General features: G+C 71.0%; 11 protein-coding genes. 5 read left to right on the forward strand and 6 right to left on the reverse strand.

Translation table 11 applies throughout. From position 1 onward, the window contains the following. Positions 1 to 3: 3 nt before the first annotated feature. From ACZ52C_RS11300 to pdhA, 3 genes are read right to left on the reverse strand one after another with little or no spacing between them, the layout of a single operon-like run. A complete protein-coding gene (locus ACZ52C_RS11300; protein WP_469074479.1) occupies positions 4 to 1,476 on the reverse strand; it encodes a dihydrolipoamide acetyltransferase family protein in 1,473 nt (490 codons plus the stop codon). Between the two features lie 11 nt (positions 1,477 to 1,487). Further along, positions 1,488 to 2,516 (reverse strand): alpha-ketoacid dehydrogenase subunit beta, encoded by a 1,029-nt coding sequence (locus ACZ52C_RS11305; protein ID WP_469074480.1) that lies wholly within the window; start codon positions 2,514 to 2,516, stop codon positions 1,488 to 1,490. A gap of 2 nt (positions 2,517 to 2,518) precedes the next feature. After that, positions 2,519 to 3,736: a pyruvate dehydrogenase (acetyl-transferring) E1 component subunit alpha gene (pdhA, locus tag ACZ52C_RS11310; RefSeq protein WP_469074481.1), complete on the reverse strand. Its 1,218-nt coding sequence runs from the start codon at positions 3,734 to 3,736 to the stop codon at positions 2,519 to 2,521. Positions 3,737 to 4,284: 548 nt separating this feature from the next. Between pdhA and ACZ52C_RS11315 the strand changes: the two genes are divergently transcribed. After that, positions 4,285 to 5,415: a phosphotransferase gene (locus ACZ52C_RS11315; RefSeq protein ID WP_469074482.1), complete on the forward strand. Its 1,131-nt coding sequence runs from the start codon at positions 4,285 to 4,287 to the stop codon at positions 5,413 to 5,415. Between the two features lie 75 nt (positions 5,416 to 5,490). On the opposite strand, the gene ACZ52C_RS11320 is transcribed toward ACZ52C_RS11315, so the two are convergent. Then, on the reverse strand, positions 5,491 to 7,071 hold the full coding sequence (locus tag ACZ52C_RS11320) for a protein kinase domain-containing protein (RefSeq protein ID WP_469074483.1): 1,581 nt from the start codon (positions 7,069 to 7,071) through the stop codon (positions 5,491 to 5,493). 390 nt (positions 7,072 to 7,461) lie between these two features. Here ACZ52C_RS11320 and ACZ52C_RS11325 point away from each other — a divergent pair, with 390 nt between their 5' ends. After that, positions 7,462 to 9,111, forward strand: coding sequence for a protein kinase domain-containing protein (locus ACZ52C_RS11325; protein ID WP_469074484.1), 1,650 nt, complete (start codon positions 7,462 to 7,464; stop codon positions 9,109 to 9,111). An 85-nt stretch (positions 9,112 to 9,196) separates the two neighbouring features. Here the strand turns inward: ACZ52C_RS11325 and ACZ52C_RS11330 are convergent, their stop codons facing one another. Then, positions 9,197 to 9,742, reverse strand: coding sequence for a bacterial proteasome activator family protein (locus ACZ52C_RS11330; RefSeq protein ID WP_469074485.1), 546 nt, complete (start codon positions 9,740 to 9,742; stop codon positions 9,197 to 9,199). A 170-nt stretch (positions 9,743 to 9,912) separates the two neighbouring features. Between ACZ52C_RS11330 and ACZ52C_RS11335 the strand changes: the two genes are divergently transcribed. After that, entirely contained in the window at positions 9,913 to 10,344 is a 432-nt protein-coding gene (locus ACZ52C_RS11335) for a hypothetical protein (protein ID WP_469074486.1), read from the forward strand. Between the two features lie 145 nt (positions 10,345 to 10,489). Here ACZ52C_RS11335 and ACZ52C_RS11340 read toward each other — a convergent pair whose 3' ends face one another. After that, positions 10,490 to 11,470: an NAD(P)H-quinone oxidoreductase gene (locus ACZ52C_RS11340; RefSeq protein WP_469074487.1), complete on the reverse strand. Its 981-nt coding sequence runs from the start codon at positions 11,468 to 11,470 to the stop codon at positions 10,490 to 10,492. Between the two features lie 522 nt (positions 11,471 to 11,992). Here ACZ52C_RS11340 and ACZ52C_RS11345 point away from each other — a divergent pair. Both ACZ52C_RS11345 and ACZ52C_RS11350 read left to right on the forward strand, forming a co-directional pair. Beyond that, positions 11,993 to 13,024 (forward strand): ATP-binding cassette domain-containing protein, encoded by a 1,032-nt coding sequence (locus tag ACZ52C_RS11345; RefSeq protein ID WP_469074488.1) that lies wholly within the window; start codon positions 11,993 to 11,995, stop codon positions 13,022 to 13,024. Then, positions 13,021 to 13,869, forward strand: a complete 849-nt coding sequence (locus ACZ52C_RS11350) for an ABC transporter permease (protein ID WP_469074489.1) — start codon at positions 13,021 to 13,023, stop codon at positions 13,867 to 13,869. The genes ACZ52C_RS11345 and ACZ52C_RS11350 overlap by 4 nt, the downstream gene beginning before the upstream one ends. The last annotated feature ends 50 nt before the right edge of the window (positions 13,870 to 13,919 follow it).

The following is a 13,919-nucleotide window of genomic DNA, read 5'->3' on the forward strand; positions in this document are numbered from 1 at the left end:
GTCTCACGCCCAAGTGATCAACCTCTTCGGCTGTTCCAGGATCGCCGCCACGTCCGCCAGCACCTTCGAACCCAGCTCCCCGTCCACCAACCGGTGGTCGAAGCTCAGGGCGAGGGTCGTCACCTGGCGGGGCTTCACCTTCCCCTTGTGGACCCACGGCTGGAGCTTGATCGAGCCGACCGCGAGGATCGCGGACTCGCCGGGGTTGAGGATCGGCGTGCCGGTGTCGATGCCGAAGACGCCCACATTGGTGATGGTGACCGTGCCGCCCTGCATCGCGGCCGGGGAGGTCCGGCCCTCCTTGGCCGTCGAGACCAGCTCGCCCAGCGACTCCGCCAGTTGCGGCAGCGTCTTCGCGTGGGCGTCCTTGATGTTCGGGACGATCAGACCGCGCGGGGTGGCCGCCGCGATGCCCAGGTTCACGTAGTGCTTGACCACGATCTCCTGGGCGGCCTCGTCCCAGGACGCGTTGATCTCCGGATTGCGCCTGATGGCCACCAGCAGGGCCTTGGCGATCAACAGCAACGGATTGACCCGCAGCCCCGCCAGCTCCTTGTCCTGCTTCAGCTCCTCGACCAGCTTCATCGTGCGGGTCACGTCGACGGTCACGAACTCCGTGACGTGCGGCGCGGTGAAGGCCGAACCGACCATCGCCGCGGCCGTCGCCTTCCGGACACCCTTGATGGGCACACGGGTCTCGCGCGCGCCGTCGTACGAGGCCGCCGACGCCGGGGCCGGGGCCGGAACGGACGCGGCGGGGGCCGCCGGTGCCGTGGGCGCCTGCGTCACCGGCTCGGGAGCCGTCGGCGGGGCCGCGGCCGCGTGGACGTCCTCCCGGGTGATGATGCCGTCCGGGCCGGACGGGGTGATCGTCGCCAGGTCCACCCCGAGGTCCTTGGCCAGCTTGCGGACCGGCGGCTTCGCCAGCGGACGCGCGACGGTGATCCCGTGCTGCCCGTGGCCGTTCAGCTCGCCCTGGACGCTCTGGAGGGCCGAGGCACCGTACAGCGTGTCCTCGGCCGGCGCGGCTGCGGCCGGGACGCCCTTGCGGGGGCGGCGCTTCGTGGAGGACTCGGCGACGCCGTAGCCCACGAGGACCGGCTTGCGGCCCTCGGGCTTCTTGGCCGCCGGTGCCGCCGGCTTCGGTGCCGCCGCCGGGGCCGCAGCGGGCTCCGGCTTCGCCGCGGGGGGCTCCGGCTCGGCCGGGGCCGCGCCGCCCGCCACGTCCACCGCGATGATGGACGTGCCGACGTCGACCGTGGTGCCCTCGGGGAAGTGCAGGGCGCGGACCACGCCGTCGTAGGGGATGGGCAGTTCGACGGCGGCCTTGGCCGTCTCGACCTCGCAGACGATCTGGCCGTCGGTGACGGTGTCACCGGGCTGGACGTACCACTTGAGGATCTCGGCCTCGGTGAGTCCCTCGCCCACGTCGGGCATCTTGAACTCGCGCGGAGACGTGTCTGTCATCGTCGTCACGGACCTCTCCCTCAGAACGCCAGTGAGCGGTCGACGGCGTCGAGCACCCGGTCCAGATTCGGCAGGTACTCCTCCTCCAGCCGGGCCGGCGGATAGGGGGCGTGGTACCCGCCGACGCGGAGGACGGGTGCCTCCAGGTGGTAGAAGCACCGCTCGGTGATGCGGGCGGCGATCTCGGCGCCCGAGCCGAAGAAGACCGGGGCCTCGTGGACCACGATCAGACGGCGCGTCCGCTCCACGGACGCCTGGACGGCGTCGAAGTCCAGCGGGGAGACCGACCGCAGGTCCAGGACCTCCAGGGCCCTGCCCTCCTCGGCGGCGGCGTCGGCGACCTCCTGGCAGAGCTTCACCATCGGGCCGTACGCGGCGAGCGTGAGGTCGGTGCCCTCGCGGACCACCCGGGCCTTGTGCAGCGGGCCGGGGATCGCCTCGGGGTTGACCTCGCCCTTGTCCCAGTAGCGCCGCTTGGGCTCGAAGAAGATCACCGGGTCGTCGCTCTGGATGGCCTGCTGCATCATCCAGTAGGCGTCCGACGCGTTCGACGGCGAGACCACCTTCAGGCCCGCCACGTGCGCGAACAGCGCCTCCGGGGACTCGGAGTGGTGCTCGACCGCGCCGATGCCGCCGCCGTAGGGGATGCGGACGACGACGGGGAGCTTGACCTTGCCCAGCGAGCGCGCGTGCATCTTGGCGAGCTGGGTGACGATCTGGTCGTACGCGGGGAAGACGAAGCCGTCGAACTGGATCTCCACCACCGGGCGGTAGCCCCTGAGGGCCAGGCCGATGGCGGTGCCGACGATGCCGGACTCGGCGAGCGGGGTGTCGATGACCCGGTCCTCGCCGAAGTCCTTCTGGAGGCCGTCGGTCACCCGGAACACTCCGCCGAGCTTGCCGACGTCCTCGCCCATGACGAGGACCTTGGGGTCGGCTTCGAGGGCCGTGCGCAGCGATTCGTTGATCGCCTTGGCGATCGCCATGTTCTTCACGGCGGATGGTCCGGCGCCCTGCCCTGCCGTCTGCGCGGCTGTCTGCGTGGTCATCGCTACTTGCCCTCCTCTTCGTCCACATCGGCGAACGACGCCTGGTACGCCGCGAACTGGGCGCGCTCCTCGTCCACGAGCGCGTGTCCGTCCGCGTACGCGTTCTCGAAGATGGCGAAGTGGTCCGGGTCGGGCATGGCACGCACCACTTCGCGCACTCGCCTTCCCAACGCCTCGCTCTCCGCTTCGAGTTCCGCGAAGAATCCCTCGTTCGTGTCCGTTTCGGACTCGAGGTAGCCGCGCAGACGCGCGATCGGGTCCTTGGCCTCCCAGGCCACCCGCTCGTCGTCGTGGCGGTAGCGGGTCGGGTCGTCGGAGGTGGTGTGGGCGCCCATGCGGTAGGTGTACGCCTCGACGAGGGTCGGGCCCTCGCCCCGGCGGGCGCGCTCCAGCGCCCACTTGGTGACCGCGAGGCAGGCCAGCACGTCGTTGCCGTCGACGCGGACGCCCGGGAAGCCGAAGCCCTGGGCGCGCTGGTACAGCGGGACGCGGGTCTGCTTCTCCGTGGGCTCCGAGATGGCCCACTGGTTGTTCTGGCAGAAGAACACGACCGGCGCGTTGTAGACCGCGGAGAAGGTGAACGCCTCGGCGACGTCGCCCTGGCTGGAGGCACCGTCACCGAAGTAGGCGATGACCGCCGAGTCGGCGCCGTCCTTGGCGATGCCCATGGCGTAGCCGGTGGCGTGCAGCGTCTGGGAGCCGATGACGATCGTGTAGAGGTGGAAGTTGTTGCTGTTCGGGTCCCAGCCGCCGTTGTTCACGCCGCGGAACATGCCGAGCAGATTGGTGGGGTCGACGCCGCGGCACCAGGCGACGCCGTGCTCGCGGTAGGTCGGGAAGACGTAGTCGTCCTCGCGGGTGGCCCGCCCGGAGCCGATCTGGGCGGCCTCCTGGCCGAGGAGCGAGGCCCACAGGCCCAGCTCGCCCTGGCGCTGCAGGGAGGTGGCCTCGGCGTCGAAGCGACGGGTCAGCACCATGTCGCGGTACAGACCGCGCAGCTCGTCGGCGGTGATGTCCGCGACGAACGGGTCGTACTCGGCGTTCTTGACGCGCTTGCCCTCGGGCGTCAGCAGCTGAACGAGTTCGGGCTGGGCGTCGGTCGGCTTCTTGGCAGCGGCGCGCCTGGTGCCGGTGGTGCCGGCCGCCTTGCTGCCGGTGGTGCCGGTCTTGCCTGCGGCGCTGCGTCGCGGCTTGCGCGCGGCAGTGCTCTCCACGGTCACGTGTGCTCCTCCGTCGGTCCGGCCCCCGGGGTTGCCGGGTGACCAGTGCGGCTCGCCTGATCCCGGTGCCCGTGCACGGGGTGGGTGCCCTTGGCCGGGAACAGACGTGACAGGTGCCCCGGCGAGCGCCCTGCACGAGGCACGTTACCCAGTGCGCCACATTCCTGTGAAACCCCTACTGACCTGCGATTTTCCTTGGATTTCCAAGTAATTCGGTACTAGGGGGTCCAAGTAGTTCGCGTCCGTCGGGAACAGCTGCTGGTCACAGCACTGGAAACAGCCTGGCAGGGGGCCGGAACACCGGCACGTTATCCCGGCCACCCCGGCCACGGGAAGAGTTCGCCGGAGCCGGGCCGTGAGATCGGTGGCGCAAGTTGCTCCATCCGTGCGGACGGCGGGACCGCCCGGTTCCGCTCCGGCGCGGCGGTCGCCCGCCCGCATGTCTGCGCGTCGAGCCACAGTTCGGATCCATGCACTCTGTGATCGGTAACGACTGTGTGTGACAAGCGGGAGGTCAGCGGCGCGTCGCGTGCCCTAACATCTGGCGCGTGCCGCGCTCATCTGTACCACCCCCTGTGCTCCACGCGCCCCCTCTGGGCCCCCTGCTGGAGCAGTACGCCGCCGGGTCCGTGCTGGCCTGTGAACCCGTCGACGAGGGGCTCCTCAATCGCGGCTACCGGCTCCGCACCACCCGCGGCCGGTACTTCCTCAAGCACCACTTCGACCCCGAGACCGCCGACCCGGCCGCGATCGCGCGCCAGCACCGGGCCACCCAGCACCTCGCCGACCTGGGCGTTCCCGTCGCCCCGCCGCTGACCGGACGGGACGGCGACACCGTGGCGGTCGTCGCCGGCCACGCCTACGCCCTGCACCCCTGGATCGAGGGGCGCCACCGGCACGGCGGCCAGCTCACCGCCGGGCAGTGCGCCCGTCTCGGGGCCCTGCTGGGTGTCGTGCACGCCTTGCTGGAGCGCGTGATGCCGCCCCAGGGGCCGATCCCGCCCGCACGGAGGCGGCTGATCCCGGCGCAGCGCGGGACCCGGGAGATGCGAGGTCAGCCGGCGGCTGCCGAGGCCATGGGGGCTTTTGAGGCTCCCGGGACCGAGAGCGCCGACCCCGTCCGTACCTTCGCCCTCATCGACGACCTGCTGGACCGGGTACGCCGCCACCGCCCGGCCGGCCCCTTCGACGCGCTCGCCCGGCACCGGCTGCTGGAGCGGCGGCGACTGCTGGAACGGCACGCGGACCGGCGACCGCCCAGGGGCGGCTCGGTGGGGTGGGTGCACGGCGACTTCCACCCCTACAACGTGCTCTACCGGGACGACGTCCCCGAGGTGCCGGCCGCGATCCTCGACTGGGACCGGCTCGGTGTGCGGCCGCGCGCCGAGGAGGCCGTCCGGGCGGCGGTGATCTTCTTCGTGCGTCCCGTCGGCGCGCTGGACCTGGCGAGGGTGCGCTCCTACGCGCGCGCGTACCGGCGTTCCGCGGGCGCCGCCCCGGCCGAGCTCGCGGCGGCCGTGCACCGCGTGTGGTGGGAGCGGCTCAACGACTTCTGGATGCTGCGCTGGCGCTACGAACGCGGCGACACCCGCGCCGACCCGCAGTTCCCCGCGGCCTCGGCGCTGGTGGTGTGGTGGACACGGGAGTACGACGCGGTGCGCGAGGCGTTCGTGGGGTGAGCCCACGCGGAGCGCGCTCCACAGCGAAGGGGGCGACCCGGGCGAGGTCCGCCCGGGTCGCCCCCTGCACCGGGGTCACCCGTTTTCGCCGCCGATGCCGCCCGGCAGGCCGCCCGCGTCTCCGCCGCCACTGCTGTCATCGGGCGACTCTTCCGGCGGGGGCGACTCCTCCCCGTCGTCCGTGGGTGTCGGCTCCTCGGTCGTCGGCTCCTCGGTCGTCGGCTCCTCCGACGGCTCACTCTGGGTCGGCGACTGGCTGAAGCTCGGCGACTGCGTGTACGACGGCGTGTAGCCGCCGCCGTTGTCCGAGTCGGTGCTTTCGTCCGTGGTCTCCTCGGTCGCCTCCTCGCTGGGCGACTCGCTGGTGTCCTTGTCCTTGCTGGACGTCGACGCCGTCGGGGACTTCGTGGTCTCGGTGTCGCCGCCACCGCTGTCACCGTTGTTGTTCAGCGCCAGTGCGACGCCCGCGGCGATGGCGATCACCGCGAGGACGGCGAGGATCCACAGCTTGCCGCGGCCGCTGCCCCGGTTGCCGCTCCCCTCGAAGCCGCCGTCGTCCCGGCCGCCCCCGCCGTACCCCGGCAGGATCGGCTGCGGAATCTGCGAGGTGCCCGACTCCCCGGGGTGCGACATGACGGCTGTACCGGACATACCGCCCGGCGGCGTGTGCCGGCCCTCGTGCACGGTGACGGGCCCGGTGTTCCAGGTGCCGGTGTGGCCGCCCTGGTCGTAGAGCATCTGCAGGCCGTACTGGACCAGGCCGCGCATCTCCTCGGCCGTCTGGAACCGGTCGTCCGGCTCCTTGGCGAGGGAGCGCATGACCAGGCCGTCGAGCTCCGGGGGCGCCGAACCCTCCGAGGTCTCGGAGGGCGGCACCGGGATGTCTTGGACGTGCTGGTAGACCACCGACAGCGGGGTCTCGCCGATGAACGGCGGCCTGAGCGCGAGGAGTTCGTAGAGCAGACAGCCGGTGGCGTACAGGTCGGAGCGGTGATCGACGGCCTTGCCGAGCGCCTGCTCCGGCGAGAGGTACTGGGGCGTGCCCATGACCATGCCGGTCTGCGTCATCGTCGTCGACGCCCCGTGCAGGGCGCGGGCGATGCCGAAGTCCATCACCTTCACCGCGCCGTTGGTGGTGATGATGACGTTCGCCGGCTTGATGTCACGGTGCACGATGCCGTGCTGGTGCGAGTACGCCAGGGCCTCCAGCACACCGGAGACGATGATCAGCGCCTGCTCGGGGCCGGGCGCCTCGGCGTTGATCAGCAGGTCACGGATGGTGCGGCCCTCGACCAGCTCCATGACGATGTACGGCACGGGGGTGCCGTTCACCATGTCTTCACCGGAGTCGTAGACCGCCACGATCGAGTGGTGGTTGAGACCGGCCACCGCCTGGGCCTCACGCGTGAAGCGGGCCTTGGAGATGGGGTCCTCGGCCAGGTCGGAACGGAGCAGTTTGACCGCGACCGTCCGACCGAGGCGCACGTCCTCGGCCGCGAACACCTCGGCCATGCCGCCCCGGCCCAGTCTGTGGGTCATCCGGTACCGGCCGTCGCCTACGAGCCCGCCGTTGCCCCACAACTCCGGCGCGTCCGACATGCCGCCGCCAGTCGCCTCGGGGTCGGACGGGCCCTGAGAGCGCTGCTGCTGTGCCATCAGTCCTCGCCGTCGTTTCTGCCCGCGGTCCGCGCGGTACTTGTTACGGTCTCCGTCGGCCACGCTACAGCCTTCACGCAAGAGGCCGGTCCGGGTTGGATGCGCGACGGGTTCACGACGGATTCAAGGTGGATTCAAAGGTTGATCGGCCATGAAACCCGCAGCGCGCGCACTCGTGCAAGTTCTGTGTACCGGGCGTACGCCCCCTGTAACGCTTCCGCGACGCTTCTTTCGCGTACGGTCACGGATCGGGCACCGCGCTTGACGTGTCAGTGCCCTGGGGCAGACTTGGCCGGGAATAGCACAAAGGATCACCAGCATCATCAGGGATCACCGATCGCGGGAGCCAGTCCAACAGCTTTCGCGCGCGCCGATGGGGGACGCAGGAAGATGAGCCAGGACGCCGCACAGGGCCGGTACGCGGGGCGGTCGCTAGCCGGTGGCCGGTACCAACTGCGTGACCTGCTCGGCGAGGGCGGCATGGCCTCCGTCCACCTCGCGTACGACTCGGTGCTCGACCGACAGGTCGCGATCAAGACACTTCACACCGACCTCGGCCGCGAACAGGCCTTCCGTGAGCGTTTCCGCCGTGAGGCGCAGGCCGTGGCGAAGCTCACCCACACCAACATCGTGTCGGTCTTCGACACCGGCGAGGACGATCTCGACGGCATGACGATGCCCTACATCGTCATGGAGTACGTCGAGGGCAAGCCGCTCGGTTCGGTGCTCGACGCGGATGTCGCCCAGCTCGGCGCCATGCCCTCCGACAAGGCGCTGAAGATCACCGCGGACGTGCTGGCGGCGCTGGAGATCAGCCACGAGATGGGCCTGGTCCACCGGGACATCAAGCCGGGCAACGTGATGATGACCAAGCGCAACGTCGTGAAGGTCATGGACTTCGGCATCGCCCGCGCCATGCAGTCCGGTGTCACGTCGATGACGCAGACCGGCATGGTCGTCGGCACCCCGCAGTACCTCTCGCCCGAGCAGGCCCTCGGCCGTGGCGTGGACGCCCGCTCCGACCTGTACTCGGTCGGCATCATGCTCTTCCAACTGACCACCGGGCGACTGCCGTTCGAGGCGGACTCGCCGCTGGCCATCGCGTACGCGCACGTCCAGGAGGAGCCGGTCGCTCCCTCCTCGATCAACCGTTCCCTGCCGCCGGCCGTGGACGCGATCATCGCCCGCGCGCTGAAGAAGAACCCGAACGAGCGGTTCCCGAGCGCGGAGGCCATGCGGGACGAGTGCCTGCGGGTCGCCGCGTCCCTCCAGCCCGTCGCGCCGAGCATCGTGCCGGGTGTGCAGACGGCCAGCGGCGCGGGTGTCTCCTCCGCCGTCTTCCCGCCGATCGACCACACGGGCGCCCCGCAGTCGGGCAGCGTCCAGACGCCGTACCAGCCGCCGGCGACGGGTGGTTACGGTCCGCCGACACCGGCTCCGACGCCCGCCCCGTCCTACGGCTACCCGCAGCAGGGCGGCTACCAGACACCGCCGCAGACCGCCGCGTACTCGCCGCAGCAGGGCTCGGCCACGCCGCCGCCGTACAACATCACACCCCAGCAGTCCTCCATGTCGGCGGGGCGTTCCGGCGGCGGGAAGAGCAACAAGGGCGTCATCGTGGGCGCGATCGCCGTGTCCGTCCTCGCGGTCGGTGGTCTGATCCTGGCGCTCTCCCTGAGCTCGGGCACCGAGGCCGAGGGCGGCGCCGACGGCGCGAAGGCGTCCTCCTCGCCGACCGTGGTCGAGGGGCACAAGGGCCCGGACACCTCGAAGGTCATCGAGACGACCGCGTGCACGGAGCCCGTGGAGTCGTACAACGACCCCGACAAGATCGAGCTGCCGGACTTCACCTTCAAGAACATCGACTCGGTGAAGAAGTGCCTCCAGGCGGCGGGCTGGCAGTACGACGTCCAGAAGGTCGACGAGAACACGTACGGCGAGGGCACGGTCATGGAGCAGTACCCGACGGCCTCCGAGGACGTCGACCCCAAGGAGATGCCGTCGATCATCCTCAAGGTCTCGACGGGCAACCCGGCCTGACGCCGCAGACGTAGGAAGGGCCCGGCACTCGGTGTGCCGGGCCCTTCTGCGTACGGGTGGGGGGTTCGTCGAAGGCTGCCGGAGGCTAGAGGTACGGGCCGCCGGAGCGGCCGAGTGTGCGCGGGTCGTCGTCGCCCTCGTGGCCGCCGACGCCCGGCGGCAGCGCGCGGCGCATCTGCTCCAGCTGGGCCCGGGCCGCCATCTGCTGGGCGAACAGCGTCGTCTGGATCCCGTGGAAGAGGCCTTCCAGCCAGCCGACCAGCTGGGCCTGCGCGACCCGTAGTTCCGCGTCGCTCGGGATCGCCTCGTCGGTGAAGGGCAGGGAGAGCCGCTCCAGCTCCTCCACCAGCTCGGGCGCCAGGCCGTCCTCCAGTTCCTTGACCGAGCTGGCGTGGATCTCCTTCAGCCGCGCCCTGCTGGCCTCGTCGAGGGGGGCGACCCGTACCTCTTCGAGCAGCTGCTTGATCATGCTGCCGATGCGCATGACCTTGGCTGGCTGTTCCACCATCTCCGTCACCGGGACCTCGCGGGAGTCCTCGTCGCCTCCACCGCCGCCCACGGCCATGCCGTCCTGGCCCACGACCAGGATCTGGGGCTGTTCGGGCGACCGTTCGTTCCTCGGCATCTCCATGCCGCCATTCTCTCGCACGCGCCCACCTCACCATCCTGGTGCCCCCCACGCAGGGTGATCCACCGTTTACGGTGCCCGGATTCGTGTCCTGAGCGGCGGTCGCGCCGCCGACCGGGCCCGGCCCGAGGCGCCGGGATGCCGGTGGTCCGGGGGCGTGTGACGCTGAGAGCGTGGCTATCTGGCTTCGTTCGGTGCGCGTGACGGGACCGGTTCTCGTCGCGGGACTGCTGGTCGTCCTGGTGACGGGGCCCGTGCCGGCCGCGTACGGGACCGATCCCGACCCCGCGACCTCCTGGGCCGGCAGCCGCGCGGGCGAGGGCCGGGAACGGCCGGGCCGGACGGACGCCGGCCCCGTGGAACCCGAGGACGACGCCTCCACGCCCTCGGAGGAGCCCGCTCCCGACCCGGACGGCCCGGACCCCTCCGTCGCCCCCGACCCCTCCCAGAACGCGGCCCTGCCCGTCCCCGGCGTGCCGCCCGGCAGCGACTCCTCGTCCGTCGAGGAGCCCGTGCTGCAGGTCTTCACCCTCGGCAGCGGCCTCATCCTGATAGGCGTGGGCCTCGGACTGGCCTTCGTGGGGCTCCGCATACGGCGGAGCTGAACCCGAGCGGTGCGGGACTGAACCGGAGCGGTGCGGAGCTGAACCGGAGCGGTGCGGGACTGAACCGGAGCGGTGCGGAGCTGAACCGGAGCAGTACCGAACGGGCGCGGGCGCGACACAGTTCCCCGCACGGCCGACCGTCCCCCTACGGCACGACCAGCAGCACCTTGCCCACGTGCCCGCTCTCCTCCAGCACCCGGTGCGCCGTCGCCGCGTCGTCCATGGGGATCTCGCGGTCGACGACCGGGCGCACATGGCCACCGGCGATCAGGGGCCACACATGTTCGCGTACGGCGGCGACGATGGCCGTCTTCTCCTCGCGGGGCCGGGCCCGCAGCGAGGCCGCGCTGATCACGGCCCGCTTGGCGAGCAGCGCGCCGATGTTCAGCTCGCCCTTGATGCCGCCCTGCATGCCGATGATCGCGAGCCGGCCGTTGGCGGCCAGGACCCGGACGTTGCGGTCCAGGTACTTGGCGCCCATGTTGTCGAGGACGACGTCCGCGCCCTTGCCGTCCGTGGCCGCCCGGACCTCCTCGACGAAGTCCTGCTCGCGGTAGTTGATCAGGACGTCCGCGCCCAGGGCGGCGCACTGCTCCAGCTTCTCCTCGGTGCCCGCCGTGACGGCGACCTTCGCGCCGACGGCCTTGGCGAGCTGGATGGCCATCGTGCCGATGCCGCTGGAGCCGCCGTGCACGAGGAGCGTCTCACCGGGACGCAGGTGGGCGATCATGAAGACGTTCGACCAGACCGTGCAGGTGACCTCCGGCAGCGCGGCTGCCTGTCGGAGATCGAGGCCGGAGGGGACCGGCAGCAGCTGGCCTGCCGGGACGACGACCTTCTCCGCGTAGCCGCCGCCCGAGAGCAGCGCGCACACCTCGTCGCCGACGTTCCACCCGGCCACGCCGGGCCCGATCTCCGCGACACGGCCGGAGCACTCCAGGCCGGGATAGGGGGAGGCGCCGGGCGGTGGGTCGTAGAAGCCCTGCCGCTGCAGCAGGTCGGCGCGGTTCACGGCGCTCGCCGCCACCTCGAGGAGCACTTCGCCCTCGCCGGGCACCGGGTCGGGGACCTCGCCCCACACCAGGGCCTCGGGTCCACCGGGTTCGGGAATCGTGATCGCATGCATGAGAGGGACGCTACCCCCGGCCTCCTTGTCCGATCCCGGCCCGGTCCCCCTGGCTCCGCCGGTCCCGGACTGCCCCCGCAAGCCCCCGCACCACCCTCGCGCGCCCCGGGCCTCCGACCTGCATCACCACCCCGACCGTCCCCTAGCCTGGCTCTGCGGACACCTCTCGCCGCCCCACCCCGGCCTCTCACCTCTCCCTCGCACGCCTCCCTCTCATTCCTCCATCCCAGCTCCCGGTCCCAGCTCACCGTCCCAGCTCCCGGTCCCAGCCGGTCCCTCAGCCGGTCCTTCGGTCCTGGCCGGGCGTGATCGGGGTGCAGCCGACCCGCATCGGAGAGACCGTGGAGTCCTCACGGCCGCACGGGTGCTCGCCGACGCGCTCCGTCCCGACGCGGCAGCCGGCACAGGAGGCAGCCGGCACAGCCGTGTTTTCCCGCGCGGTGACCGATGAGTTCCGGCGGTCACGGCGGTCTCCCCTTGCGTAGCCCCGGACACGGGCCCCGTACGCGGAAGGATCTCCACATGAGCGCACAGACATCCGGCCTCGCGATCGAGACCGCGGGTCTGGTGAAGACGTTCGGCGAGACCCGGGCCGTCGACGGCGTCGACCTGGCCGTGCCCGCCGGCACGGTCTACGGCGTCCTCGGCCCGAACGGCGCCGGCAAGACCACCACCGTGAAGATGCTCGCCACCCTGCTGCGCCCGGACGGCGGCCAGGCACACGTCTTCGGACACGACGTCGTCCGGGAGGCCGACGAGGTACGCGGCCGGGTCAGCCTGACCGGGCAGTACGCCTCCGTGGACGAGGACCTCACCGGCACCGAGAACCTGGTGCTGCTCGCCCGGCTCCTCGGCCACGACAAACGCACGGCCCGGCAGCGCTCCGGGCAGCTGTTGGAGGCCTTCGGGCTGAGCGAGGCGGCCGGAAAGCAGGTCAAGCACTACTCGGGCGGTATGCGGCGCCGTATCGACATCGCCGCGTCCATCCTCAACACCCCCGATCTGCTGTTCCTGGATGAGCCGACGACCGGCCTCGACCCGCGCAGCCGCAACCAGGTGTGGGACATCGTGCGCGCGGTGGTCGCGCAGGGCACGACCGTGCTGCTGACCACGCAGTATCTGGACGAGGCGGACCAGCTGGCGTCCCGGATCGCGGTCATCGACCAGGGCAAGGTGATCGCGGAGGGCACCAAGGGCGAGCTGAAGGCCTCCGTGGGTGCCGGTTCCGTCCATCTGCGGCTGCGCGACGCGGCCCAGCGGCCGCAGGCCGAGGAGGTGCTGCGCATCGCCCTCGACGCCGATGTACAGCGCGAGCCGGATCCGGTGGCGCTGACAGCGCGCGTCGGCGCGGGATCCGCGGGCGGACAGGGGGCCGCCGAGGCCGCCGCCCGGGCGCTCGCCGAACTGGCCCGCACCGGCATCACCGTCGACAACTTCTCGCTGGGCCAGCCCAGCCTGGACGAGGTGTTCCTCGCCCTCACCGGACACGACACCAGGGTGACGGCCCGGCAGACCGACGACGCCCCCGAGACGAAGGACGAGGCAGCGGCATGAGCACCGCGACCACCACCGAGAACAAGGAACTCGCCCCCGTCAGCGCCGAGACGCTCGCCGCGCTGCTCATCGCCAAGGACCGCCCGCCGCGGCCCAGCGCCCTCTCGGCGTCGCTGACCTTCGGCTGGCGGGCCATGCTCAAGATCAAACATGTGCCGGAGCAGCTCTTCGACGTCACCGCCTTCCCGATCATGATGGTGCTGATGTACACGTACCTGTTCGGCGGGGCGCTGGCCGGCTCCCCCGAGCAGTACATCCAGTTCCTGCTGCCGGGCATCCTGGTGATGTCGGTCGTGATGATCACGATGTACACCGGGGTCTCGGTCAACACGGACATCGAGAAAGGTGTCTTCGACCGGTTCCGTTCGCTGCCGATCTGGCGGCCGTCGACGATGGTCGGCTATCTGCTGGGCGACGCCCTGCGCTACGCGATCGCGTCCGTGGTGATGCTCACCGTCGGCATGATCCTCGGCTACCGCCCGGACGGCGGGGCGGTCGGTGTGGTCGCCGGGGTCGCGCTGCTCATCGTCTTCTCGTTCGCGTTCTCGTGGATCTGGACGATGTTCGGCCTGATGCTGCGCACCGAGAAGTCCGTGATGGGCGTCAGCATGATGGTGATCTTCCCGCTGACGTTCTTGTCCAACGTCTTCGTCGATCCGAGCACCATGCCGGGCTGGTTGCAGGCGTTCGTCAACAACAGCCCGGTCACGCATCTGGCGTCGGCGGTCCGCGAGTTGATGGCCGGCGAGTGGCCGGCGGCCGAGATCGCCTGGACGCTGGGCTGGTCCGCCCTGTTCGTGCTGGTCTTCGGACCGATCACGATGCGGCTGTACAACCGCAAGTAGGCGCTCGTCGAAAGGGTGGCCCCGGGGTGCGGACCCCGGGGCCACCCTTG

It is taken from the genome of Streptomyces sp. NPDC034049 (assembly GCF_055575575.1).